The 22,465-nt window shown below is 46.2% G+C and carries 22 protein-coding genes and 2 pseudogenes; 21 read left to right on the top strand and 3 right to left on the bottom strand.

What is annotated here, in order from left to right:
- The 3 genes and pseudogenes from AC787_RS34300 to AC787_RS32090 all read left to right on the top strand — a co-directional run.
- Nucleotides 1-373, top strand: a pseudogene (locus AC787_RS34300) (N-acetylmuramoyl-L-alanine amidase); the annotation flags it as partial.
- Nucleotides 374-472: 99 nt separating this feature from the next.
- Nucleotides 473-1,162 (top strand): DNA-methyltransferase, encoded by a 690-nt coding sequence (locus AC787_RS32095; RefSeq protein WP_054029028.1) that lies wholly within the window; start codon nucleotides 473-475, stop codon nucleotides 1,160-1,162.
- A gap of 101 nt (nucleotides 1,163-1,263) precedes the next feature.
- Nucleotides 1,264-2,022, top strand: coding sequence for an exosporium glycoprotein BclB-related protein (locus AC787_RS32090; protein ID WP_054029027.1), 759 nt, complete (start codon nucleotides 1,264-1,266; stop codon nucleotides 2,020-2,022).
- A 242-nt stretch (nucleotides 2,023-2,264) separates the two neighbouring features.
- On the opposite strand, the pseudogene AC787_RS34995 reads toward AC787_RS32090, so the two are convergent.
- A pseudogene (locus tag AC787_RS34995) lies at nucleotides 2,265-2,468 on the bottom strand (hypothetical protein).
- A 328-nt stretch (nucleotides 2,469-2,796) separates the two neighbouring features.
- Between AC787_RS34995 and AC787_RS32085 the strand changes: the two are divergent.
- The 4 genes from AC787_RS32085 (at nucleotide 2,797) to coaD (ending at nucleotide 5,166) form a co-directional block, all read left to right on the top strand.
- A complete protein-coding gene (locus tag AC787_RS32085) occupies nucleotides 2,797-3,042 on the top strand; it encodes a hypothetical protein (RefSeq protein ID WP_054029026.1) in 246 nt (81 codons plus the stop codon).
- A gap of 56 nt (nucleotides 3,043-3,098) precedes the next feature.
- A complete protein-coding gene (locus AC787_RS32080; protein WP_082361407.1) occupies nucleotides 3,099-3,410 on the top strand; it encodes a YolD-like family protein in 312 nt (103 codons plus the stop codon).
- Between the two features lie 669 nt (nucleotides 3,411-4,079).
- Entirely contained in the window at nucleotides 4,080-4,676 is a 597-nt protein-coding gene (gene rsmD / locus AC787_RS32075) for a 16S rRNA (guanine(966)-N(2))-methyltransferase RsmD (RefSeq protein ID WP_054029025.1), read from the top strand.
- On the top strand, nucleotides 4,663-5,166 hold the full coding sequence (gene coaD / locus AC787_RS32070; protein ID WP_054029024.1) for a pantetheine-phosphate adenylyltransferase: 504 nt from the start codon (nucleotides 4,663-4,665) through the stop codon (nucleotides 5,164-5,166). The genes rsmD and coaD overlap by 14 nt, the downstream gene beginning before the upstream one ends.
- A gap of 39 nt (nucleotides 5,167-5,205) precedes the next feature.
- Here the strand turns inward: coaD and AC787_RS32065 are convergent, their stop codons facing one another.
- Nucleotides 5,206-6,435 (bottom strand): nucleoside recognition domain-containing protein, encoded by a 1,230-nt coding sequence (locus tag AC787_RS32065; RefSeq protein ID WP_054029023.1) that lies wholly within the window; start codon nucleotides 6,433-6,435, stop codon nucleotides 5,206-5,208.
- 208 nt (nucleotides 6,436-6,643) lie between these two features.
- Between AC787_RS32065 and AC787_RS32060 the strand changes: the two genes are divergently transcribed.
- Complete coding sequence (locus tag AC787_RS32060; protein WP_152970828.1) at nucleotides 6,644-7,699, top strand: S16 family serine protease; 1,056 nt, start codon at nucleotides 6,644-6,646, stop codon at nucleotides 7,697-7,699.
- 11 nt (nucleotides 7,700-7,710) lie between these two features.
- Here the strand turns inward: AC787_RS32060 and AC787_RS32055 are convergent, their stop codons facing one another.
- The gene (locus AC787_RS32055; RefSeq protein WP_054029021.1) at nucleotides 7,711-8,970 is read right to left on the bottom strand and encodes a nucleotidyltransferase; all 1,260 of its coding nucleotides are present in this window, start codon (nucleotides 8,968-8,970) and stop codon (nucleotides 7,711-7,713) included.
- Nucleotides 8,971-9,131: 161 nt separating this feature from the next.
- Here AC787_RS32055 and AC787_RS32050 point away from each other — a divergent pair, with 161 nt between their 5' ends.
- The 13 genes from AC787_RS32050 to ylxM all read left to right on the top strand — a co-directional run bounded on the left by AC787_RS32050 (nucleotide 9,132) and on the right by ylxM (nucleotide 22,459).
- On the top strand, nucleotides 9,132-9,653 hold the full coding sequence (locus tag AC787_RS32050; protein ID WP_054029020.1) for a YceD family protein: 522 nt from the start codon (nucleotides 9,132-9,134) through the stop codon (nucleotides 9,651-9,653).
- A 38-nt stretch (nucleotides 9,654-9,691) separates the two neighbouring features.
- Nucleotides 9,692-9,865, top strand: a complete 174-nt coding sequence (rpmF, locus tag AC787_RS32045; RefSeq protein WP_006036546.1) for a 50S ribosomal protein L32 — start codon at nucleotides 9,692-9,694, stop codon at nucleotides 9,863-9,865.
- Nucleotides 9,866-10,141: 276 nt separating this feature from the next.
- Nucleotides 10,142-10,738: a transcription factor FapR gene (gene fapR, locus AC787_RS32040; RefSeq protein ID WP_054029019.1), complete on the top strand. Its 597-nt coding sequence runs from the start codon at nucleotides 10,142-10,144 to the stop codon at nucleotides 10,736-10,738.
- Nucleotides 10,722-11,711: a phosphate acyltransferase PlsX gene (plsX, locus tag AC787_RS32035; protein WP_054029018.1), complete on the top strand. Its 990-nt coding sequence runs from the start codon at nucleotides 10,722-10,724 to the stop codon at nucleotides 11,709-11,711. The genes fapR and plsX overlap by 17 nt, the downstream gene beginning before the upstream one ends.
- A gap of 9 nt (nucleotides 11,712-11,720) precedes the next feature.
- The gene (locus tag AC787_RS32030) at nucleotides 11,721-12,707 is read left to right on the top strand and encodes a beta-ketoacyl-ACP synthase III (protein ID WP_054029017.1); all 987 of its coding nucleotides are present in this window, start codon (nucleotides 11,721-11,723) and stop codon (nucleotides 12,705-12,707) included.
- 134 nt (nucleotides 12,708-12,841) lie between these two features.
- A complete protein-coding gene (gene fabD, locus AC787_RS32025; RefSeq protein WP_054029016.1) occupies nucleotides 12,842-13,780 on the top strand; it encodes an ACP S-malonyltransferase in 939 nt (312 codons plus the stop codon).
- A gap of 15 nt (nucleotides 13,781-13,795) precedes the next feature.
- Nucleotides 13,796-14,545 carry a 3-oxoacyl-[acyl-carrier-protein] reductase gene (gene fabG, locus AC787_RS32020; protein WP_054029015.1) on the top strand — a complete coding sequence of 250 codons (750 nt, stop codon included), beginning with the start codon at nucleotides 13,796-13,798 and terminating at the stop codon, nucleotides 14,543-14,545.
- Nucleotides 14,546-14,636: 91 nt separating this feature from the next.
- Complete coding sequence (locus tag AC787_RS32015) at nucleotides 14,637-14,870, top strand: acyl carrier protein (protein WP_053375686.1); 234 nt, start codon at nucleotides 14,637-14,639, stop codon at nucleotides 14,868-14,870.
- A gap of 290 nt (nucleotides 14,871-15,160) precedes the next feature.
- Nucleotides 15,161-16,402 (top strand): beta-ketoacyl-ACP synthase II, encoded by a 1,242-nt coding sequence (gene fabF, locus AC787_RS32010; RefSeq protein WP_054029014.1) that lies wholly within the window; start codon nucleotides 15,161-15,163, stop codon nucleotides 16,400-16,402.
- Nucleotides 16,392-17,096: a ribonuclease III gene (gene rnc, locus AC787_RS32005; protein WP_054029013.1), complete on the top strand. Its 705-nt coding sequence runs from the start codon at nucleotides 16,392-16,394 to the stop codon at nucleotides 17,094-17,096. Before fabF ends, rnc begins: the two co-directional genes overlap by 11 nt.
- Before the next feature lie 210 nt (nucleotides 17,097-17,306).
- Nucleotides 17,307-20,882, top strand: coding sequence for a chromosome segregation protein SMC (gene smc / locus AC787_RS32000; RefSeq protein WP_054029012.1), 3,576 nt, complete (start codon nucleotides 17,307-17,309; stop codon nucleotides 20,880-20,882).
- 42 nt (nucleotides 20,883-20,924) lie between these two features.
- Nucleotides 20,925-21,932, top strand: a complete 1,008-nt coding sequence (gene ftsY, locus AC787_RS31995) for a signal recognition particle-docking protein FtsY (RefSeq protein ID WP_054029011.1) — start codon at nucleotides 20,925-20,927, stop codon at nucleotides 21,930-21,932.
- Nucleotides 21,933-22,096: 164 nt separating this feature from the next.
- On the top strand, nucleotides 22,097-22,459 hold the full coding sequence (gene ylxM, locus AC787_RS31990) for a YlxM family DNA-binding protein (protein WP_054029010.1): 363 nt from the start codon (nucleotides 22,097-22,099) through the stop codon (nucleotides 22,457-22,459).
- Nucleotides 22,460-22,465: the final 6 nt, after the last annotated feature.

The raw sequence follows: 22,465 nt of genomic DNA, 5'->3' as shown, positions 1-22,465 counted from the left end.
CTGGGGTGTGGATAAGCTGCGCCGTCACTATGATTGGAGCGGTAAGGTGTGCCCGCGTTTGATGCACAACAATGGTAGCTGGAGCGGATGGATTGCATTTAAAAACATGGTTACCGCTAAGCTGCAACCTAAAAATGAGGAGGATCAACCAATGACAGCATCAGAAAAAAAAGCTTTTGAGGATTTGCAGAAGACGGTCAAAGAACAGGGCGAGAAAATTACAGAGTTACAGAAGCGTGTACCGGCTCCAGCTTGGTTTGGTAAAGAGTTCAAAGACATGGATCTAGGGAGCCTTATCCATAATCCAAACTTTTCGGAGGAGGACTGGCGCACCCTGGCCGTTGCATTCAGAGCTCAAAAGAAAACTTCATAATGCCAAGCGATAGGGAATTTTAAATGACTAGTCATCAGCCGTTTGGCTGGTGATTTTTTTTACCCATAAAAAGAACATACGTTCGATAGGAGAAGAGATATGATTTATAATATGGATTGTGTGGAAGGTTCGAAGAAACATATAAAGGATGAGAGCATCGATTTGATCATAACTGACCCGCCATATAATTTGGGTTTCGGAGGAACGTCTATGACCAAATCGAAAAAGCCTAGATTTTCAATCATCGCAAATGATAAATTGTCAGATCGCAACTATCAAAGGTTTACTTTTCAATGGCTACGTGAGGCTAATCGAATCTTAAAACCAGGGCATCATATTTACGTTTTTATTGATTGGCGGATGTACCCTAGAATGGTATTGTGGATGAGGCGTTGTGGGTTCGTTATTAAAAATTGTATTGTTTGGGATAAAATGCGTATGGGCATGGGCCATCAATATCGTTTCCGTCACGAGTTTATTATATTTGCTGTAAAGGGAGAAGGTAAGGCAAGAAGGATTCCTACACGTTCAACAACGGACATTTGGAGTATTCCAAGAATTCCTGGAAATAAAACTGTTCATCCAACTGAAAAACCAGCTTTGCTGATGAAGGATATTATTCTAAATAGCAGTTTTGAAGGAGAAACAATTGCAGATTTTTTTGTGGGTTCAGGACCAGTTCCTCTGGCTGCTAAGAAATTGAATCGTAATGTTATCGGATTTGAACTTGATAGAACCTATTTTGACATCACAAATAATAGATTGATCCAAGAAGATACTGAATTCTAGTAAAAATGGTTCATAATCTATGGAACCATCTACTAATCATCCAATCAATTACTAGAGTGGCTTCATAATATATATTACAAATATTATGGAGGTGTATTTTTTTGGGGAATTCATCTTGTAAAAAGCGTATTGTTAAAAAACCACTCAATTCTTGCAGCGCTGTTATCGTCAATAATCAAATCTTCAATGGAAGAACAGGAGGAAACGGTAGCCGTGGTCCTGTTGGACCAGCCGGTCCGATGGGACCTAGAGGTCTGACAGGTCTGAGAGGTCTGAGAGGTCTGACAGGTCTGAGAGGTCTGAGAGGCTTGAGAGGTTTGAGGGGACTAACAGGCCTGCCTGGTGAAGCGGCAGGCGCCTCAATATTAGCTTACTCATCAGGAATAACTCCGGTCGCTTTAGCATCGCTAGCAACTGGCCTAATCGATACAGTTAGTCTTGTTGGTTTTGGCAGTAATACAGCCAGCATTGGTCTTGTTGGCCTTAATATTACTGTATTAGCTGCTTCTGGCTTTGCATTCTCAGTGCCACGAGACGGTACCATCACTTCTTTTTCTGCAGTTTTTAGCAATTTATTGACTACTAATATTTTAACTGGTTCTGCAACGGTTTCAGCTCAATTGTATAGAGCATCTACGGCTAACAACACCTTTTCTCCTATCCCAGGCGCGATTGTAACATTACCGAGTATAAGCGGATTACTTGCCGTTGGTGCAGTAGTAAGCGGAATTTCCTCTCCTTTAGCAATAAATGTATTTGAAGAAGATCGTCTGTTGATGGTATTCTCCGTGACATCGACCGGCTTCGGAGCAATAGTTTCCGCAACAGGTTTTGTTAATGCTGGCGTATCAATCACTTAAGTATTTTCGTAAAACTCCCTAGCTACTAATACAAACGGCAGGTCAAGGATTGCTCCTTGCTCTGCCGTTTTCCCTTTCAGGACATACGAAACCTACCGCTACAACTACATTTGAAACCACAGCTTGTACAATATCCAAGATTATTATAGTTCCTTTTAATTCCACATTTCGTTCAACTATCCTGCCCGTTAGCTTAATGAAGTCCAATCCAACTTCTATTTTCCCAAGCGATGGGATTTTGATTATTTAAAGAGCTTTTTGATTAATTTAAAAATATCAAAGGTAGTTTGATTGTACACTTTGTTATATACAGCTTTCTTCGGATTTCGCACCCAACCCCATCCTCGCGGCATCTTCACACCTAGACGGTGCACGACCTGCTATTTGACACTAGTCCTAGCAGCTATCCTCTTTTTAAGACTTGGCATCCGCATTCCGAATTTCAAGGTATCAGCCCCTCACATTGTTACTCCTATATTAATGGTTAATGCCTAATCATGGAAGAGATAATGGAGTTTTACTTTTTTGTTGTAAGAGAACGTATGTTTGTATTAAAATAAGAACAGACATTCGTATCGGGGTGAGGGGCATGATTGAAAACTTTATTGGCCATACAGTACAGATTATCTATAATGATCGAAATCGCAATATTTCCATTCGTGAAATCCTGGTCAGATCAGTGCGAGATGGTCGTGTTAAGGCTTATTGTTTTACAGCCAATGCCCCTCGCATATTTACCATAGAAAACATTATTGATGGAGTTGATAAAGCTACATGCTTGATGATACCGCTCGTAAGGTATTAACGGTGCTCTTTAACGTTTATCGCTACAATCCGTCTAATATCGATATCTTATATATCAGTCAGCGTTCGCTGCGTACAGAGGATCAGGTGAAGGATGCAATAAATGAGCTAGTCAAAGAGGGTTTTGTGTTTTGGGATCGTAAAGAAAATACGTTTAAAGTGCTGTACAGTCGAGAAGAAGCTAAACCGGTTGTATGGGGCAGATGGAATTTATGAAGAAGGTAAATCGTCTAGATCCAGAGAGCAATAAAATGTGGTCAAGTAGCCGTATGATGTTGCCTGAGCATGTTGTAGCGATAATTAAGCAACGAAATGAATTGGAAGATTTGGACATGGCAAAAGCAAAAGGACCGAAAAGACCAACTAAGGATGAATTTGAGATGGAGGAACTGGGTGAGCGTCTGGTCGAAGCTCAACAAGGGGAATTGCAAATAAATCTTGTTGTTTGGAATTGGGATCAACCTGTGATTGGAAAAATAACAAAGATGGACTCGCGAACAAAGTCGGTTCATGTAGAAAATCATGGGAATATGATTAAAGTTCCGTTTATGGATATAATGAAGGTACAGTCAGCAGATAGTTAATAGAAAAAACTTTTGAGCCCTTATAAAAAATAAGGGCTTTTCTTATTGTCACTTACATAAACCTAATGTGTAAAATAAGTGCAAAAAAAAATCAAAACCTATCGTGTTCTATCGTATTCTCACGATCTGCAAAACAAAAGAAAACCCGCTAAATCCTTGTTGACCAAGGCTTTAGCGGGTTTATGTAAATCATTAAAATGATCTAGGTAATTCTTAATGGCGTCCCGGAAGAGAATCTAACTGTTAGAATAGGATAATTGAATAGATTGAGCAAAATTCTAATTTTTTTGTTTTTTTTAATTTGGGCGACAAATGGGCGACAACTATTAAAATGAGCAAAATTAATTGATTGAAAACCCTTGCTACATAAGGATTTACACAAAAAATCGGGCGCCCCTTTCGGGGCGCCCTTTTCATGGGAGAGGAGAAACCGGACGAAGAGCTTATGGGGAAACGTAAGTCTTCTCCGCGGTTGTCTACGACATCTTGCGACGCCGATAAATGTATTTTGTCCTGATTACGGGTAAATATACATGTTAAGGAGGGAAAAATTATCGTACGGCATATAAGCGCCCGCGAACACCTCATTTTTCGACATGCAACTGCTTTATTATGAACGGGATTCTATGGTACGATAGGCGGGAATGAGATAGAAGGGGGCAATTGCAAGTGAGAGTCATTGCGGGCGAGGCCAAGGGCCGCACACTTAAGGCTGTGCCTGGTATGAATACGAGACCGACGACGGATAAGGTAAAGGAAGCTATTTTTAGCATGATCGGACCTTACTTTGACGGAGGAATAGCGCTGGACCTGTTCGCAGGTACAGGTGGATTGGGTATCGAGGCTTGGAGCAGAGGGATAGAACGTACTGTATTTGTTGATCGGGAAAGAATAAGCATTGATACGATCCGTCAAAATGTTGAAACGGCCAAGATGGGAAGCGCTGCTGAAGTTTATAAAAATGATGCGGAGCGCGCATTGAAAGCGCTAGCGAAGCGGGAGCAAAAGTTCCGGCTTGTTTTTCTTGATCCGCCTTACAAAATGATTACGATGGATAGTCTAATGACGCAGCTTGCCCAAAATCAGATGCTTGAACCGGATGCGATTATCGTAGTCGAGCACGATGCAGCCCACCTTTACCCAGAGAAGCTGGAATATTTTGACCAACTGAAGCATGCGAAATACGGTGATATTGCCGTTTCCATATATCAATATTACAGCGAAGACAGTCATCAAGACGGGAGTGAATCCGATGTTAACGAATAAACAAGAGCGCGTAGCTGTATATCCGGGCACTTTTGACCCTGTCACTTATGGGCATTTGGATATTATTCGCAGATCTGCAAAGCAATTTGATCGGCTAATTGTAGCCGTGTTGAACAATTCGAGCAAAAATCCATTGTTCAGTGTAGAGGAGCGCAAGGCGCTGCTTACAGAAGTTACACGCGATATTCCAAATGTGGAAATCGATAGCTTCCGAGACTTGCTCGTCCGTTTTATGAAAACAAGGCAAGCTAATGTCATTATCCGAGGTATTCGTTCGGTAACTGATTTTGAATATGAGCTGCAGCTCGCTTCAACCAATCATTTGCTAGATGATGAAATTGATACGATGTTTATGATGACGAATCCGAAGTATTCGTACTTAAGCTCAAGCATCGTAAAAGAGATCGCACAATTCCATGGCGCAGTGCATGAACTGGTACCGCCTGTTGTAGAGAAACAACTAAGAGAGAAATATAAGTCGAAAAGTTAAATGAATGATTGAAAAAGCCATCGTTTATCTTATTTTGAATTATATTGATTTACCTGTTCTCCGGAAGGGCAGAAGAATGATGGACACAAGCAGACCGAGAACTGCAAGCAGGATGCAAGCTGATAGGGAAAACTGCCATAAGAATGGGAAATCATTGGCTTTTATGACAGCCGCGAAAGCATACTCCGGAGAGAATGGTTCGGCAGGCGCTAAAGTTGGCGTTGCCCCATGGGCGAGGACAGCACGCAGTATTGAGGTGAGCGGCTTCCAGAGGAGCATCATGAATAGGCAGGCATGCAGCGCATGAGCGATTCTCCATATTGCGAATGGGAGCAGCTTAAGGTCTGTCCCCGTAATGTAGTATCCAGCTTGTAAAATGCCGCTGAATCCGCTCCATGCAAGCACTGTTGCAATAGCGGCGGCATTTCCGAGCATACCGGCTCCAGGAGCGTCCCAGACGGCTGCTGCATAAGCGCCTAAGTGACCTTCAAAAAAGGCTTGACTGATAAAGTTTAACCCAGCTTTAGCAAGCAAAGGAGAGAGCAGCGGTTCTGATAATTTAGCGAGAACGGCTGCAAATATCATGAAGCCGCCGATCATCATTAGTTTCTGAACGCTGGCAGAAACGGAATCGCCAAGCGCTTTGCCGAAGCTGCGGCCATCTTGCTCTCTTCCTAGTTGAAATGCATCTGCAGCACGTTGAACGATGCTGCTCCCACGCTCTGAGTCATTAGCTGGAGCTGAATGGTTCTGATCGGACTGCTCTTTACGACTGAACAGCGTCATGATAAACATGACCCACAGCGCTGACATCCATACAACTGTTGCAATTATTGCACCTACAATGGGCTTATGCAGAAAGCCTGCACCGATAACAACGAACATAAATAATGGGTTCGGCATATGAGCGAGAGCTAGCAGCCGCTGGCCTTGTTTTTTTGAAACGAGGTTTCTTTTGCGTAAAGAAGCTGCTGCCTCTGCGCCTGCAGGATAACCTCCCATCCATCCGAGTACAATAGCGAGCGCTGCTTCACCTGGCAGTTTGAACAATCGGCTCATCAGAGGCTGGAGCAGCGATCCTATGGCATGTGCGAGGCCGAAGGCCGCAATAAGCTCAAACAATACGAGAAACGGCAGTAAGCCGGGAAATACAATATTCCACCATACGGTGAGTCCTTGAAGCGAGGATTGAAAGGCAGCATCCGGCTGAAGAATGATGGCAACGACAAGCAAAACGGACAGGAACGCTAACAAAACTGTTTTAGCCAATGCTTCTCCACTCCTTTATTCGGCTGGGAAAATATGAATGATGCGTCACGCATGAACGCAGGATTATGACATCTTGAGGTGGACAATCTTATACGTTAAATAGTACGCGTATAAAGCCTTGGATAGACCAGTTGCAGCCGCTTGTCAGTCGTAGATGGGTTCATGCTTTAATTGAGGGGTAAAAAGGAAGTTTGAACGGGGTGTGCGCTTGCAAAATCAACGATCAGATTTTCGTAGAATTGCAATGATCGCTGTGTCAACAGCAGCTTTAATGTGGGTGTTGTTATATGCTCCAACGCCTTATGTTGTATATGAGCCGGGAATTGCTGTACCTGTTAAGCCAATGGTAACGATTGAAAATGGAGACTCTTTAGGTAAAGGCGACTTTTTGCTGACAGCTGTGAAAATGACGGAGCCTAATTTTTTGCAAACCATCCTGACGATGTGGAATTCAAACATGGATGTTCATCTCAAACGAGATGTGCTGCAAGGATTTACGAAAGAGCAGTATGCCGAAAGACTTAGTATCATTATGCAGGGCTCGCAAAATAATGCGATTGAAGCAGCTTATCATTACGCTGGATTGCCCTATACGAACAAACTAAATGGCTTTGTCATTTCTAAAGTTAATCCCAGTGATCATGCTGTTTCCAGTTCATTCCAAGCAGGAGACAAGCTTCATGGTATTCATGGCGAAAAGCTGCCCAGCAGCATGTCAGATTTGCTTGAGGCACTGATTGGGTATAATAAGCAGCAAAACGTTTTATTTGATGTTGAGCGCAAAGGAAAAAAAATGCAGGTGGCTTACTCATCAGATACATTTAAGTCTATCACGACAAACGAGCAGCTTTTGAGTGCACTAGGCATAGTAAGCTTAAGCGAACAACGCAGCTTGGACCCAGCGGATCACAATAACCGCATCAACATAAAAGCTGGCGATATTGGGGGTCCATCGGCCGGTCTTGTTTTTGCGCTGCAATCTTTGGATCTGCTAACGAATGGTGATTTATCGGGAGGTCATCGCATTGCAGCGACAGGCACGATTACAGTTGGCGGACAGGTTGGAGCAATTGGCGGCATAAAACAAAAAGTAGTCATCGCAAGCGAGGAAGACGCGGAGCTTTTTCTAGTCCCTTCGGACAATTTTGAGGAAGCTGAGGCGAAAGCAAAAGAGCTTAACGCCTCAATGAAGATAGTCAGCGTAAGTACGCTGCAGGAAGCTGTAGATGAAATAAAAGTTTATCTCGCTGGGAATGAAAGGTAACAATTGTAGGATTATTTGGAAAAGGTATCAATCGTTACGGGTTTTTCGGTGAAATCACGAAATAACGATTGAACGGCATTTGTGCCCGGCACACCTAGTGAATAGACACTGCTCGCTTGAGTGTCAAGCTCCAAATAGCGGAAGGGCTTCGGCGATCTTGCCGCACTTAGCAGCACAGGCAGTTTGGCACAATTTCGCATGCGCCGTAATAAAAGCTTGCCTTTTTCCGTAAAACCAAGCACTCTTATATATTCAACACCTGAAGAAAGCTTGTCCGGTGTGAAATCAGATTTTTGATGTCCAAGCAGAATAGCAAGAAGTGAACGCTGCAGCTTCGTTCTCGTATAGCGCTTCGTTTTTAAAGCTTCTAGAAGGTCGTCGAATTGGCGTGACGGCAGCTTGGGAAGGGCATTCAGAATTCGATGCTCCAACCCCTCTGTAATCTCGTGGAAGTTCGATAGTTCGTTCGGCGAGTGGGTTACAATCGCGTGAAGCAAAGCATTCGTAAAAGGCGCCCAGCTTATCGGGCAACGACCGTCTGTCCATTCTTGCTGCAAGATTCGCGTTGTGGATTCTGGTACATAAGCCCGCGCTTCTTCAAGAGAACGTTGTTCGAGCAGCAGCTTACGGATTGCGGTCGCGCTTGCGATTTGGCTGTCGGTTGCGGTTTCCTGATTATATTGCGCCTTCTCACGCGTGATAGTGTGAGGCTCCATTTTGCCATTTATCCGTTTCAGAGCAAGCAGGTAATGGAGTGCTAATGTATGATTAGGGAGCGCGAATGGAAAATTAGCGGCAGAGGAATATCCCTGATCCGTTAAGTATGTGGTAATAGCGCTGCTGTATGCGTTAGGATAACTAATTCCCGTTTGAAGCAGCTGCTTCAGTAAGGTTTTAAAGGCTAGCGGCTCGTCTGTGACGACCTCTGCTGCTTGGAGCAGCGGCTCAAGCTCTCCGTTTTCAGTTCCGAAGCAGAAGCTGTCAACGACTCCTGTCGCCTCTAACAGGGACACCGCGCCATAGGCGAACCACTCTGCGGCCTGCGTCGCGTAAGCGACTGGCAGCTCAATCACAAGATCGCAGCCGCCTTCGAGCGCCATACGCGTTCTAGCCCATTTATCCAGCAGGGCTGGTTCTCCGCGTTGTAGGAAATGGCCGCTCATGACGGCAACGACGGCGTCAGCTTGCGTTATTTTACGCGATTGTTGCAAATGATACAAATGTCCGTTGTGAAACGGATTGTACTCGACAATGAGCCCGACTGTGCGCATTCGCTTGATCCTCTCTCTGTTAAATGTTGGTCGTTTCACTATAGCATAGAGAGGGAGCACAATCACGGTCTGCATCAAGTCTTATTGAAAAACCGTGTGAAAATGTTGACAAAACAGTAGTCTGATAGATATAATAATCTTTGTTTGTTTGGGGTGATCTGATGCAGTTTCATATTCAAGAAACAATGTCCAAAGGGTTGAAAACAACAATCGACGAACAGCTCGATGTTAGTGACCTTTTTAAAGGACGCCAAGATGTTTATCGTACGGGACCTCTCCATGTATCGCTTCAGGTAACTGGGCACGAAGAGTTTATCGAAGTGGATGGCAAGCTTGCCATCGATCTCGAGCTTGCCTGCTCACGCTGCCTTGAACCGGTAAAGGATCATACGGTTATTCGATTCTCTGAAGTATTCAAGCGGGCTACGTCTGACGAAGACCGTGATGAGGATATGGAAGAGGAAGAGAGTGATTTCATTGAAGTAAATGCGGACAGACTGGACTTGAAGCCTTATGTGGAAGAAGCACTTCAACTGTTCATGCCTTTTGCGCCGCTTTGCAGCAATGATTGTAAAGGTCTCTGTCAGACTTGCGGACAGAACTTAAATGAGCACAAATGCAGCTGCTCCACGGAGAAGGTTGATATCCGTTTTGCAGCGCTAAAGGATCTATTTAAGGAATAAGAGTAGTGCTGATTGAAATTTTGAAGGAGGTGTTAAATATGGCAGTACCTCAGCGTAGAACATCCAAGACTCGCCGTGATAAACGTCGTACGCATTTCAAACTTGCAGTACCGGGCATGGTGAAATGTGAGCAATGCGGCGAGCTGAAATTGGCTCACCACGTATGCAAAGTTTGTGGATATTACAAAACAAAAGAGATCATTTCCCAATAAGAAATGATGTCTGGGATAGCACTTCATCCAAGTGATGAGGTGCTATTTTTTTTGCTCATTGTGAATCGTATGAACATCAGGAATGAATGGAAAAGCAGTTATATTTTTATGTCGCATTGCGCTCGAGCGTATTTTTTTATATACTTTATTAGTACCAGGTGATAATATCAAGCAACATACATATACTAATCGAACTGATGCCATAAGGCAGCGGAACGTATAAAAGAATGTCTATCATTCACTATTTGGTAAAAGGTGGTGCCGAACATCGAACGAATGCCCAAACGGCAGCGGCATCAGCAGCTTGCCCGACACATTGATGAAAATCCTTTTATAACGGATCGGGAACTGACAAGGTTGCTCAAAGTAAGCATCCAAACGATACGCCTTGACCGGATGGAGCTTGGTATACCAGAGCTTAGAGAACGCTTGAAGCTGATGGCAGAACGTTCCTACGACTCCGTTCGATCGCTCGCATTGCATGAGGTGATTGGTGATATTGTCGATTTGGAATTGGACAAGAGCGGTATCTCCGTATTCGAGATTCGTGAAGAACATGTATTCTCCAGAACGGGCATTGCACGCGGTCATCACGTATTTGCACAAGCAAATTCACTTGCCGTTGCTATTATAGATGATGAAATTGCGCTTACTGTAACAGCAGACATCAGATTCATTCGACCAGTTAAGCTTGGGGAGAAATGTATTGCTAAGGCTTATGTTCGTTCCATCTCGGGCGAGCGAAGCAAGGCGAAGGTTGAGCTGTTTACTTATGTCGGAGATGAAATGGTATTCCAGGGTAACTTTGTTATTTATCGGTCCGCAGGAGACACAGATGCTGAAGGAGGAGACGTACGTGCGGATCGCTATTGATGCTATGGGGGGAGACAACGCCCCTGGCTTGATTGTGCAAGGAGCGCTTGATGCTGCGGCGCAGTGGCCTGATACAGAGCTGCTGCTCGTTGGTGAAACGTCTGTTATAGAACCGCTCATGAAAGGGCAAAAGCCCGCTAATATAACTATTTGCCATGCGGACGAGGTAATCGGTCCAGATGATGAGCCTGTTAAAGCGGTGCGCCGCAAAAAAGGAGCGTCCATGGTCGTTGCCGGACAGCTTGTTCGCGAGAAGCAAGCAGACGCTATGCTGTCTGCCGGAAATACTGGCGCTTTGATGGCGACCGGACTTCTTGTAGTCGGTCGAATGGATGGAATTGAACGACCCGCGCTCGCTCCTATGATGCCTACGATGGATGACATCGGCATTCTTACGCTTGATTTGGGAGCAAATATGGATGCGAAGCCGGAGCATTTGCTTCAATATGCAATTATGGGCAGCATTTACAGAGCTAAGGTGCACGGACTGGAGAAGCCAAGAGTTGGCCTTCTGAACGTCGGAACCGAGGCGATGAAAGGAAATGAGATGGCTAAAGCGGCTTACACATTGCTTGAGCAAGCTCCTGTCAATTTTATCGGCAACGTTGAAGCAAGAGACGTTCTAAATCGAAATTGCGATGTGCTCGTTTGCGATGGTTTTGCCGGCAATATTATGTTGAAAGCGATGGAGGGCGCGGCGGGTACGATATTCACTTCGCTTAAAGACGCTTTTGGACAATCATTATTGACGAAGCTTGCCGCTGCTATTATGCTTCCTAAGCTGCGCACGCTCAAGAAAAGAATGGACTATAAGGAACATGGCGGCGCACCTTTGCTTGGTTTAAATGGCCTCGTTGTGAAATGTCATGGCTCCTCGGATGCTCTCGCCGTGAAAAATGCGGTTAGGCAGGCTCGAAGCGCTATTCAAGGACAATTGATTGAAACCATTGCAACAGAAATAAACGGGAAGTGAGTGTGCGAAATGGGTTTACATCCTGTAGGGATTATTGGTACGGGTAAATACGTGCCAGAACGTATTTTAACAAACAAAGAACTAGAAGCGATGGTAGAAACGAATGATGAATGGATTGTTACTCGGACAGGCATTAAGGAACGCCGCCTTGCATCAGCCGAAGAAGCAACATCCGATCTTGCGCTGCATGCATCACGCGATGCCATTGCCGCTGCTGGTCTTACGGCAGAAGATATCGATCTCATTATCGTTGCTACTATAACGCCTGATATGTTTTTCCCTTCGACTGCGTGCTTGCTTCAGGATAAGCTGGGAGCGAAGAAAGCAGCTGCGTTCGATTTGTCTGCTGCTTGCTCCGGATTTATATATGGACTGGCTACAGGATCAAGTATGATCGCAAGCGGATTGTACAAGCATGTACTTGTCGTAGGCGCTGAGACGCTTTCCCGCATTACTGATTACACGGACCGCAATACATGCATTTTGTTCGGAGACGGTGCAGGGGCAGTTGTGCTTGGACCAGTCGAAGAAGGCCGTGGCTTCCAATCGTTTGTGCTTGGCGCAGACGGAAGCGGTGGAGACTTGCTGAAAGTTAATGGAGGCGGATCACGCGTACCAGCATCGGAAGAAAGTATCCAATCCAAGCAGCATTTCATTCATATGGCTGGCAATGATGTATTCAAGTTTGCAGTTAGGATTATGGGCAGCGTGGCTGAAGAGGCCTTGCAGAAGGCTGGCCTAGTCAAGGAAGATGTTGATCTCCTTATTCCGCATCAAGCGAATATTCGTATTATCCAGTCCGCTTTAAACAGACTTAGCCTGCCCGATGATAAGGCGATGATTAATTTGGATAAATACGGTAATATGTCATCGGCATCGATTCCAGTTGCACTAGCTGAAGCAGTTGAGCAGGGCCGAGTGAGTGAAGGTGACCGCCTTGTGCTTGTAGGTTTCGGCGGCGGTTTGACATGGGGTGCTTCGGTTCTTGTGTGGTAGTATGAGCATAACAGATTTTTGAAATAATAAGACGTTATAAGTTTTCCTCTTATGACGAGCTTACATATCACCGCGAAACGAGCTTTGCTGCCTGATGCAGTTCGAGCCGTATACGCGTGTAAGGGGGAAACGTTATGAGTAAAACAGCATTTGTTTTTCCAGGACAAGGCGCGCAGGCTGTCGGAATGGGAAAGGACGCATTTGATGCGTTTGATCGTTCCCGCGCGATTTTTGAAAAAGCGGATGAGGCTCTGGGCTTCTCTTTAAGCCAGATTATATTTGAGGGACCTGAAGAGACGCTTAAGCAAACGGCGAATACACAGCCAGCACTGCTTACCGTTAGCGTAGCGCTGCTGGAAGCGCTAGAAGGCTGCGGCTTGAAGCCGGATTATGTTGCTGGACACAGTCTTGGGGAATACAGCGCGCTTGTCGCTGCTGGAGTCCTTTCCTTTGAGGATGCTGTTCGTACAGTTCGTGCTCGCGGCCAGTTTATGGAGCAAGCCGTTCCAAGCGGTCAAGGTGCAATGGCAGCAGTGCTTGGCGCTGAACGCGATACACTCGCAGCGCTTTGTGCAGCAATTACAGCTGAAGGCTCGGCTGTCGAGCTTGCAAATGTGAATTGTCCAGGTCAAATTGTTGTGTCAGGAACGGCAGAAGGTGTTCATGCTGTTGTCCAGCGCGGCAAGGAAGAGGCTGGCGCCAAGCGCGTTATTCCTCTTGAAGTAAGTGGTCCATTCCATTCATCCTTAATGAAGCCTGCAGCTGTAAATCTTCAAGCATCGTTAGCTAACATTGCGATGAAGGATGCGAATGTTCCTGTTGTGGCGAATGTCACTGCAAATGCGGTAACATCGGCAGATGAGATACGCGGTCTGCTCGTAGAGCAGGTGTATTCACCTGTTCTTTGGGAAGATAGCGTACGCTATCTAATCGAGCAGGGCGTTGATACGTTTGTGGAAATCGGGTCGGGAACGGTGCTTGCCGGCCTGATCAAAAAAATCGACAAAAATATACGCGTCATTTCGATAAACAGCATCTCAGCGCTTGAAGCGCTGCAGGTGAATGAACAATAGGATGGAGGGGATTCGATGTTTGCTAGCTTGGAAGGGAAGAAAGCACTCGTAACAGGTGCATCGCGGGGCATTGGCAGATCGATTGCTATTGCCCTCGCCGAGGCAGGCGCGGATGTTGCCATTAACTACTCAGGCAGCGAAGCGGCGGCAGCTGAAACGGCGCAAGCTGTAGAAGCGCTCGGTAGACGCGCTATTGTAATCAAAGCTAATGTTGGCAAGGTAGATGAATTTGACGCGATGGTCAAGGAAGTCATCGAGCAATTCGGAGCGGTTGACATATTAGTGAATAATGCGGGAATTACAAGAGATAATTTAATCATGCGTATGAAGGAAGACGAGTTTGACCAAGTCATTGAAACCAACTTAAAAGGCGTTTTCAATGGCATTAAAGCGGTCACTCGTTCTATGATGAAACAACGCTCCGGCCGAATCATCAATATTTCTTCTGTTGTTGGTGTGCTCGGAAACCCTGGGCAGGCTAACTATGTTGCAGCCAAAGCTGGTGTTATTGGCCTTACTAAGGCTAGTGCCCGCGAGCTTGCGTCCCGCGGCATTACAGTTAACTGTGTTGCCCCAGGGTTTATTCAAACCGAAATGACGGACAAGCTTCCGGAAGAAATGCGTCAATCATTGGCTGGCCAGATTCCGCTTGCCCGTCTCGGTGATCCGAGCGACATCGCAAACGCAGTCCGTTTTCTTGCTTCGGATGCCTCAGCCTATATGACTGGACAGACGATTCATGTGGACGGCGGCATGTATATGTAACACCAAATAATTCAGCAATAATGAATTAAAACGGTTACGTATGGCATTTTATCTTTAATTCTCGTATAATACCATGGAGGAGGTGAACCGGATGTCCGAAGTAGTAGATCGCGTAAAACGTATCGTCATCGACCGACTAGGCGTAGACGAAGCGGAAGTTACACTTGAAGCTTCATTTAAAGATGACCTCGGCGCTGACTCTCTTGATGTCGTTGAATTGGTCATGGAGCTAGAAGACGAGTTTGATATGGAAATTTCTGATGAAGATGCTGAGACAATCACCACTGTGGGAGAAGTAGTTAAATACATACAATCTCATACGTAAGATGGACAAGTCCCGTTTTTAATAAACGGGACTTCTCTCCATCTAGGCAGTTTCAAGAATTACAATTATGAAAGCAGGATAGCTTTTATATAGACAAGCGTGAATGGCTTTATGTGCATCTCATTTATACCTCCTTATATTTCAAGCGTAAAGGCTATCACCGTTTATGAACGGCTAAGCTTGTATTTACGGAGAAATATAAGCAGGGTATACGCAATATAGCAACGTTGACCGATTATCAAGATGACGCAGCTTGCGCATCAAATTTGCTGGACATAGAGGTGAATCGAATGAAACAAAGAGTTGTTGTTACGGGTATGGGGGTTATTACCTCACTCGGTTCCGATTTGGAAGAATTCTGGGGTAACTTGCTGGATGGAAAATCAGGTGTATCGGTTGTTGAAGCTTTCGATTTCTCTGAATATCCGACGCGCATTGCCGCAGAAGTTAAAAATTTCAATCCCGAAGATTACGGTTTAGATAAAAAAGAAGCACGCAGAATGGATCGTTTCGTACAATTTGCTGCAGTAGCTAGTCAATTGGCGGTTAAAGATGCAGATTTGCAAATCGGTACAAATGCAGACCCTGAACGTGTAGGCGTTATGGTCGGTTCTGGTATCGGTGGACTTGGCACTTGGGAAGATCAGCACAATATTTTGCTGGAGAAAGGCCCTAAGCGCGTCAGCCCATTCTTTATTCCAATGATGATCGCAAACATGGCTTCTGGACAGGTTTCCATGCTTACAGGTGCGAAAGGTCCTAACAGTACGGCAGTTACCGCATGTGCCACGGGCACTCATTCCATAGGCGATTCATTCAAATTGATTCAACGCGGTGACGCTGACGTTATGATTGCTGGCGGTGCGGAAGCGACAATTAGACCGACTGGCATGGCAGGTTTCTGCTCGATGCGTGCGATGTCCGTACGCAATGAAGAGCCTGAAAAAGCAAGTCGTCCGTTCGATGTAGACCGTGATGGTTTCGTAATGGGCGAAGGTGCTGGCGTGCTCGTACTGGAATCGCTTGAGCATGCGCAAGCACGCGGGGCAAAAATTTATGCAGAGGTTATTGGTTACGGAATGAGCGGTGACGCTCACCACATGACTGAGCCAGATCCAGATGGTGCAGCTCGCTGCATGGTGAAAGCATTCAAGGATGCTGGAATTGATCCGTCTGAGATCGACTACATCAATGCGCACGGCACATCAACACCTGTCGGTGATCGCTCGGAGACGAAAGCGATCAAAAAAGCGCTCGGCGACCATGCCTATAAAGTTGCTGTCAGCTCGACGAAATCAATGACGGGTCATTTGCTTGGTGCGGCTGGCGGCGTAGAAGCCGTTATTCTCGGCTTGACGATCAAAAGCGGAATCATCGCTCCAACTATTAATTTAGATAATCAAGATCCTGAATGCGATCTTGATTATGTGCCAAATAAACCGCGTGAAGCGAATGTAAGGATTGCATTGTCCAACTCATTCGGCTTCGGTGGTCATAATGCATCGATCGTGATGAAAGTTTATGAAGCGTGATTCCTTCTATGAGCTGCAGCAGCGGCTGCAGCTCAGTTTTAAGCGGACAAAGCTGCTGAGACAAGCTTTCACTCATACTTCTTATGTAAATGAACACAAGCGCGGGTCAGCTCAGGATAATGAGCGGTTGGAATTTTTGGGAGATGCGGTGCTTCAATTACTTGTTTCCGAGTATTTGTTTGCAACGTATCCGCAGCGTCCTGAGGGCGAGCTCACGAGAATGCGTGCATCAATCGTCTGCGAGCCATCCTTAGCCCAATTTGCTGAACGCTTAGAGCTCGGTTCGCATGTGCTTCTCGGACGAGGTGAAGAGCAGCTAGGCGGTCGGCAAAGGCAAGCTCTTCTAGCTGATTTGTTCGAGTCGTTTGTCGGTGCCATTTTCCTTGACGCAGGAATTGAGGAAACAAGAGCTTTTCTCAATGAGCATATGTTTCCTTTTGTTGAGTCAAACGACTATGGTCTGCTCGTTAAAGATTCCAAGTCGAAGCTTCAGGAACGATCGCAGCATCACGGACTTGGTGCGGTTGAATACCGTATCATTGAGGAACGTGGACCTGCGCATGACCGTGAATTTGTCGTTGAAGTATATCTCGGTGAAGAGCGCTTTGGCGTTGGCAGCGGGAGGACGAAGAAGGAAGCGGAGCAACGTGCTGCAGCTGAAGCATGGCGTACGCTATCGCAGGAACAAGTCTAATCAGCGTAGAGAGTTTCCGGAAGGTCATGAGACCTGCTGGACGCTCTCTTTTTTTATGAACGTTTATTATCTGATCCTGATGAAATGGGAGAGCGGCTTAAGCAGCTGAAATAAGGTGATAAACGCAGCATTTGGTTGCTTTTAGTAGCGCAAATGGTTATCAAGGCCCATAAGTTGTGGTACAATGAGGGGTGAGGTGAAAACCAAGACATGTTTCTGAAACGGATAGAATTATCAGGCTTTAAGTCTTTCGCTGATCGGACCGAAATGGAGTTTGTGACCGGGATTACTGCGGTTGTAGGACCGAACGGCAGCGGTAAAAGCAACATCTCGGACGGCATACGCTGGGTGCTCGGCGAGCAAAGCGCGAAGAGCCTCCGCGGCGGCAAGATGGAAGATATTATTTTTGCTGGAAGCGATGCTCGGAAAGCTGTCAACTACAGCGAGGTATCGCTTACTCTTGATAACTCCGATGGGGCATTGCCACTCGAGTATAACGAGGTAACTGTGACACGGCGTGTACATCGCAGCGGCGATAGCGAATATTTAATAAACAAGCAGCCATGCAGGCTAAAAGATATTACCGAGCTATTCATGGATACCGGTATCGGTAAAGAAGCATATTCCATTATTGGACAAGGCCGAATTGAAGAAATTTTAAGCACGCGCTCTGAGGATCGTCGCGGAATATTTGAAGAAGCCTCCGGCATCGTCAAATACAAGTCTCGTAAGCGCGAGGCGCAGAGGAAGCTTGATGAGACCGAACAGAATCTGCTTCGCATTCATGATCTTGTGACGGAGCTTGAGGATCAGGTTGGACCACTTCGCAAGCAGTCGGAGAAAGCGATTCACTTCAAAGCGCTCAAGGAACAGCTGAAAACGAAGGAAATCTCAATGTACGTACATAACATTGAACAGATTCACGGTTCATGGACGGAAGCAAACGGCAAGCTTGAACGTTTGCAGCAGGAGCAGCTTCAGCTTTCAACGGTTGTCAGCAAGCATGATGCACATTTGGAGAAGGATCGTCAGCAGCTGAGGGAGCTTGAGCTTGAGCTTGATCAGCTTCATGAATCGATGCTGCAAATTAGCGAGGATTTTGAGAAATGTGAAGGATACGGCGAGGTTCTGAAGGAACGCAAGCGCAATCTGGAGCAAAATAAGCGTCAGCTTGAAGAGTCAATAGCTGCACAGGACGCTCGCATTGTCACAATGACGCAGGAAGAAGCGGAATTTCGGAGCCGCGCAGCAGCGTTGCAGCTGCAGCTAGCTGATTTGCGTGCGAAAATATCCGATGAAGAAGCGCGTCTTGTTGGCGTTGCAGGCGGTGCAGTTGTTGATGCGGAAGAATCACTCAAAAGCGAGCTGTTAGAGGTACTGAGCTCAATGGCGCAGCATCGCAATGAAATTCGTTATGCCTCGCAGCAGCAAGAAACATTGCAGCGGCGTATGGAGCGAATTAGCGAGGATGAGACCAAATGGCAGGAGCAGCAAGCGAGATTGGACGAGAGACGCTCTGCACTTGCAACTGCGCTTGAATCTACACTTGCACGGCTAGAGCAGGCAAGAAACAAAACGCATACCGAATCTGAACAAACAAAAAAAATCTCTCAAAGTTTGGAAGAGGTCACTTTAGCCATTCGAAAGTGGGAGCAGAAGCTCGACAGCCATGTTTCCAGACGTGACACAATGAAAGAAATGCAGGATGCGTTAGATGGCTTTATGCAGGGCGTTAAGGAAGTTCTCAAAGCTTCGAGACGCGGCAATAGCGGTATCAGCGGTGTTCATGGCGCCGTAGCGGAGCTTGTTCGTGTTCCTGAACGTATTGAGACTGCCGTCGAGACAGCGCTAGGCGGCGCCTTGCAGCATGTTGTCATGGAGGATGAGAAAACGGCTCGCGCAGCAATCGCGTTCTTGAAGCAGCGTCAGCTTGGACGGGCTACCTTCCTTCCGCTCGACGTCATACGCGGCAGACAAGTTCCAGAGCATGACAAGCGTATAGCAGAATCCATCGAGGGATTTGTAGGCGTTGCTGCTGATTTGGTAAGCTCGGATGAACGTTACTCGGCGATTGTGAACAGTTTGCTTGGCAATGTTTTGCTTGCCGAAACGCTTGAACAAGCCAACCGAATTGCTTCAAAATGTCAATATCGTTATCGCGTCGTTACGCTTGAGGGTGATATTGTCAATGCTGGCGGATCAATGACGGGGGGCAGCTTGCAGAAGAAGGGCGCTAGCCTGCTTGGTCGTCAACGTCAAATTGACGGGCTCGATCAAGAAATTGCAGATGCTCGCAAGATGGTGGAACAGCTTCGCAATAAGCTTAGCGATTTGCGCAAAGAACATTCTATTCGCACTCATAATATTGAGGAACTGCGTGCAGAAGGCGAGAAAAGCCGCATTGAAGAGCAGCAGATTAGAGCTGAGCTGCAGCAGCTTCACAACGAGGCGAAGCATTTGGACGAGCAGCGTCAGCTGTATTCAGCCGATCGGAATACACATTTATCCGAGCAGAAGGATGTTCAGGCAACAGCCAAAGCTGCAGAGCTTCGGTTAGAGCAGCTGGTTGTGGATGAAGCGAGGCTGCAGGAAGCGATTCGTATGGCGGAAGAGCGGCGTAAAGCAAGCGAATTTGCGAAGGAAGAACTGCAGGGTCAGCTTACCGATATTAAGATCGCTGCAGCGAAGACAGATCAGGAGAAGCTTTCCTTCGAGGATCAATCGGCACGTGTGCGTGCGGATATTGGTCGAGCCAAGCAGGAGCTTGGTAGTCTGCGTTCCTTGTTCGTTCAGCAAGAGGAAGAAATGGTAAGACATGCAGATGAAACGGTTCAGCAAATTGAGCAGCTTAATCACCTCCGCTTGAAGAAACAAGAGTGCTCAGAGCAAACCGATTTGAAGCGATCGGCGCGTGCTAAGCGTATTGCCGAGCTCGATTTGGGCGAGAGTGAAACGAAGGAGCAGCGCGGTCAACTCAGACAGGTTGAAGAGCAGATGAGGCAGACCGAAATTGCGGCTAACCGTCTTGATGTTGAGCTTGATAATCTGCTTCGTAAGCTTAGTGAGGAATATGAGCTTAGCTATGAGCTTGCTAAGGAGCAGTATCCAGTGCCTGAGGACGTTATCGGTACGCAAAATGAGGTTAGAGATGTTAAACGTCAAATAACCGCGCTCGGCGAAGTGAACTTAGGTGCAATCGAGGAGTATGAGCGAGTTAGCGAACGTTTTGAGTTTTTGTCAGAGCAGAAGGATGATTTGATCGACGCAAAAACGACGTTGTACCAGGTCATTCGTGAAATGGACGATGAGATGTCAAAACGATTCAAAGCAACGTTTGAAGCGATACGCAGCCATTTTGTGATCGTATTCGCGAAGCTGTTTGGCGGAGGCCGGGCTGATCTAGTGCTCGTTGAGCCGGATCGCGTGCTCGATACAGGTATTGATATCGTTGCGCAGCCACCAGGCAAGAAACTGCAAAATCTACAGCTGCTGTCTGGTGGAGAAAGAGCTTTGACGGCAATCGCTTTGTTATTTGCGATTTTGCAGGTGAAGCCTGTTCCGTTCTGTGTGCTTGATGAGGTTGAGGCTGCGCTCGATGAGGCAAACGTATCGCGCTTTGCTCAATATTTACGTGAGTTTTCTGAGCTTACCCAGTTTATCGTCGTTACTCATCGCAAAGGTACGATGGAGGAAGCGGATGTGCTATATGGTGTTACGATGGAGGAAGGCGGCGTATCGAAGCTCGTTTCTGTGCGCTTAGAGGATGAAGAGCCGGTATCCGCATAAATTATAGAAAAACCGGCAATGTGAGGATAGGGAGTTGAAACGATGAGTTTTTTTAAGAAGCTGAAGGAAAGCATCGCGACAAAAACAGAAGCGGTGACGAATATTTTCAAAGAAGGCTTATCGAAGACGCGTACGGCTTTTGTTGAGAAGGTCGAGGAACTTATTACGCGCCGCAAAAAAATCGATGAGCAGTTTTATGAAGAGCTAGAGGAGATTTTAATTGGCGCCGATGTCGGCGTGAATACCGTTATGCAGCTTATTGATGATCTGCGCGTCGAAGTGAAAAAACGGAAGATTGAGGATGCAACTGATTTGCAGCCTATCCTATCTGAGAAGCTGATTCAGCTTATGAAGGGTGACGATCATTCTGGCTTGCGCATGGCGCCAAGCGGCATAACTGTTATATTGTTTGTTGGCGTTAATGGAGTAGGCAAGACGACGACAATTGGCAAGCTTGCTCATAAATTTAAGAGTGAAGGCAAAAGTGTGCTTATGGCAGCCGGCGATACTTTCCGCGCAGGCGCTATCGAGCAGCTTGAGGTGTGGGGACAGCGTGTTGGCGTCGATGTAATCAAGCAGCAATCTGGGGCAGACCCAGCTGCTGTCATGTTCGATGCGGTGCAAGCTGCAAAGCAACGTGGCGTAGACGTTCTTTTATGCGATACGGCTGGCAGGCTGCAAAACAAAACGAATTTGATGGAAGAGCTCAACAAGATTTTTCGCGTTATTCAACGCGAGCTTCCAGATGCGCCTCATGAGGTTCTGCTTGTGCTTGATGCAACGACAGGCCAAAATGCGCTAAGTCAAGCGAAGTTGTTTGGCGAGAAAAGCGGCGTTACCGGTCTAGTGTTGACAAAGCTTGATGGCACGGCTAAAGGTGGAATCGTTATCGCCATACGCAATGAACTAAGCTTGCCTGTTAAACTCGTAGGTCTAGGTGAGAAAATGGGCGATTTGCAGCAGTTTGATTCAGAGCAATTTATTCATGCTTTGTTTGCGGGATTAATCCAACGCGAGGATGATCAGGGCGGAGAAAAAACGGCGGAATAGACTGCAAAAAACGATGGTTAAGAGCATTGAAAAAAGCTCGTAAAGGTGACAAGGGAAAATACTTGACAGTAGCCTATAGTGTCATGTATTATAAAAGACGTTGCAGGTGTAAAGGTATTTACCTTGTCGGCAACACAAGCATAATAACAGGAGGGGCTGAGGGGATGAAAGCAAATGAACCAGATGCCTTGTCCAAAACAACCCGAATAAACTTGTTGTTCGACTTTTACGAGCCGCTCTTGACAGAGAAGCAGCGGACGTTTCTCAAATATTATTTCCACGACGACTTCTCCCTTGGGGAAATTGCCGGCGAGTTCGGTATTAGCAGACAAGCGGTATACGAACACATCAAGCGCGCAGAACAAGTGCTTGAGAGCTATGAGGGCAAGTTAGGCTTGCTTGTAAGACATGAATCTCTTCAACAATTAACTGTGCAGCTTGTAAACAGCGTTAACGGGCTTTCCATTGCAGAGCAGGATAGGCAGGCGCTCATGAGTGTCATTGCACAATTTAAATTAGCCGAATAAAACATG

Origin of the sequence: Bacillus sp. FJAT-28004, from assembly GCF_001280845.1 — a bacterium.
Classification (GTDB): domain Bacteria; phylum Bacillota; class Bacilli; order Paenibacillales; family Paenibacillaceae; genus Pristimantibacillus.
The sequence above is the reverse complement of the archived record's forward strand: the minus strand, read 5'-3'. Positions and strand labels throughout refer to the sequence as shown.

Excerpts from the sequence above, each read along its gene's own strand:
- AC787_RS32095 (WP_054029028.1), top strand. The coding sequence starts at position 473 with ATGATTTATAATATGGATTGTGTGGAAGGTTCGAAGAAACATATAAAG.
- AC787_RS32085 (WP_054029026.1), top strand. The coding sequence starts at position 2,797 with ATGCTTGATGATACCGCTCGTAAGGTATTAACGGTGCTCTTTAACGTT.
- AC787_RS32080 (WP_082361407.1), top strand. The coding sequence starts at position 3,099 with ATGTTGCCTGAGCATGTTGTAGCGATAATTAAGCAACGAAATGAATTG.
- coaD (WP_054029024.1), top strand. The coding sequence starts at position 4,663 with ATGTTAACGAATAAACAAGAGCGCGTAGCTGTATATCCGGGCACTTTT.
- AC787_RS32055 (WP_054029021.1), bottom strand. The coding sequence starts at position 8,970 with ATGCGCACAGTCGGGCTCATTGTCGAGTACAATCCGTTTCACAACGGA.
- AC787_RS32050 (WP_054029020.1), top strand. The coding sequence starts at position 9,132 with ATGCAGTTTCATATTCAAGAAACAATGTCCAAAGGGTTGAAAACAACA.
- rpmF (WP_006036546.1), top strand. The coding sequence starts at position 9,692 with ATGGCAGTACCTCAGCGTAGAACATCCAAGACTCGCCGTGATAAACGT.
- fapR (WP_054029019.1), top strand. The coding sequence starts at position 10,142 with ATGCCCAAACGGCAGCGGCATCAGCAGCTTGCCCGACACATTGATGAA.
- AC787_RS32030 (WP_054029017.1), top strand. The coding sequence starts at position 11,721 with ATGGGTTTACATCCTGTAGGGATTATTGGTACGGGTAAATACGTGCCA.
- fabD (WP_054029016.1), top strand. The coding sequence starts at position 12,842 with ATGAGTAAAACAGCATTTGTTTTTCCAGGACAAGGCGCGCAGGCTGTC.
- fabG (WP_054029015.1), top strand. The coding sequence starts at position 13,796 with ATGTTTGCTAGCTTGGAAGGGAAGAAAGCACTCGTAACAGGTGCATCG.
- AC787_RS32015 (WP_053375686.1), top strand. The coding sequence starts at position 14,637 with ATGTCCGAAGTAGTAGATCGCGTAAAACGTATCGTCATCGACCGACTA.
- fabF (WP_054029014.1), top strand. The coding sequence starts at position 15,161 with ATGAAACAAAGAGTTGTTGTTACGGGTATGGGGGTTATTACCTCACTC.
- rnc (WP_054029013.1), top strand. The coding sequence starts at position 16,392 with ATGAAGCGTGATTCCTTCTATGAGCTGCAGCAGCGGCTGCAGCTCAGT.
- smc (WP_054029012.1), top strand. The coding sequence starts at position 17,307 with ATGTTTCTGAAACGGATAGAATTATCAGGCTTTAAGTCTTTCGCTGAT.
- ftsY (WP_054029011.1), top strand. The coding sequence starts at position 20,925 with ATGAGTTTTTTTAAGAAGCTGAAGGAAAGCATCGCGACAAAAACAGAA.
- ylxM (WP_054029010.1), top strand. The coding sequence starts at position 22,097 with ATGAAAGCAAATGAACCAGATGCCTTGTCCAAAACAACCCGAATAAAC.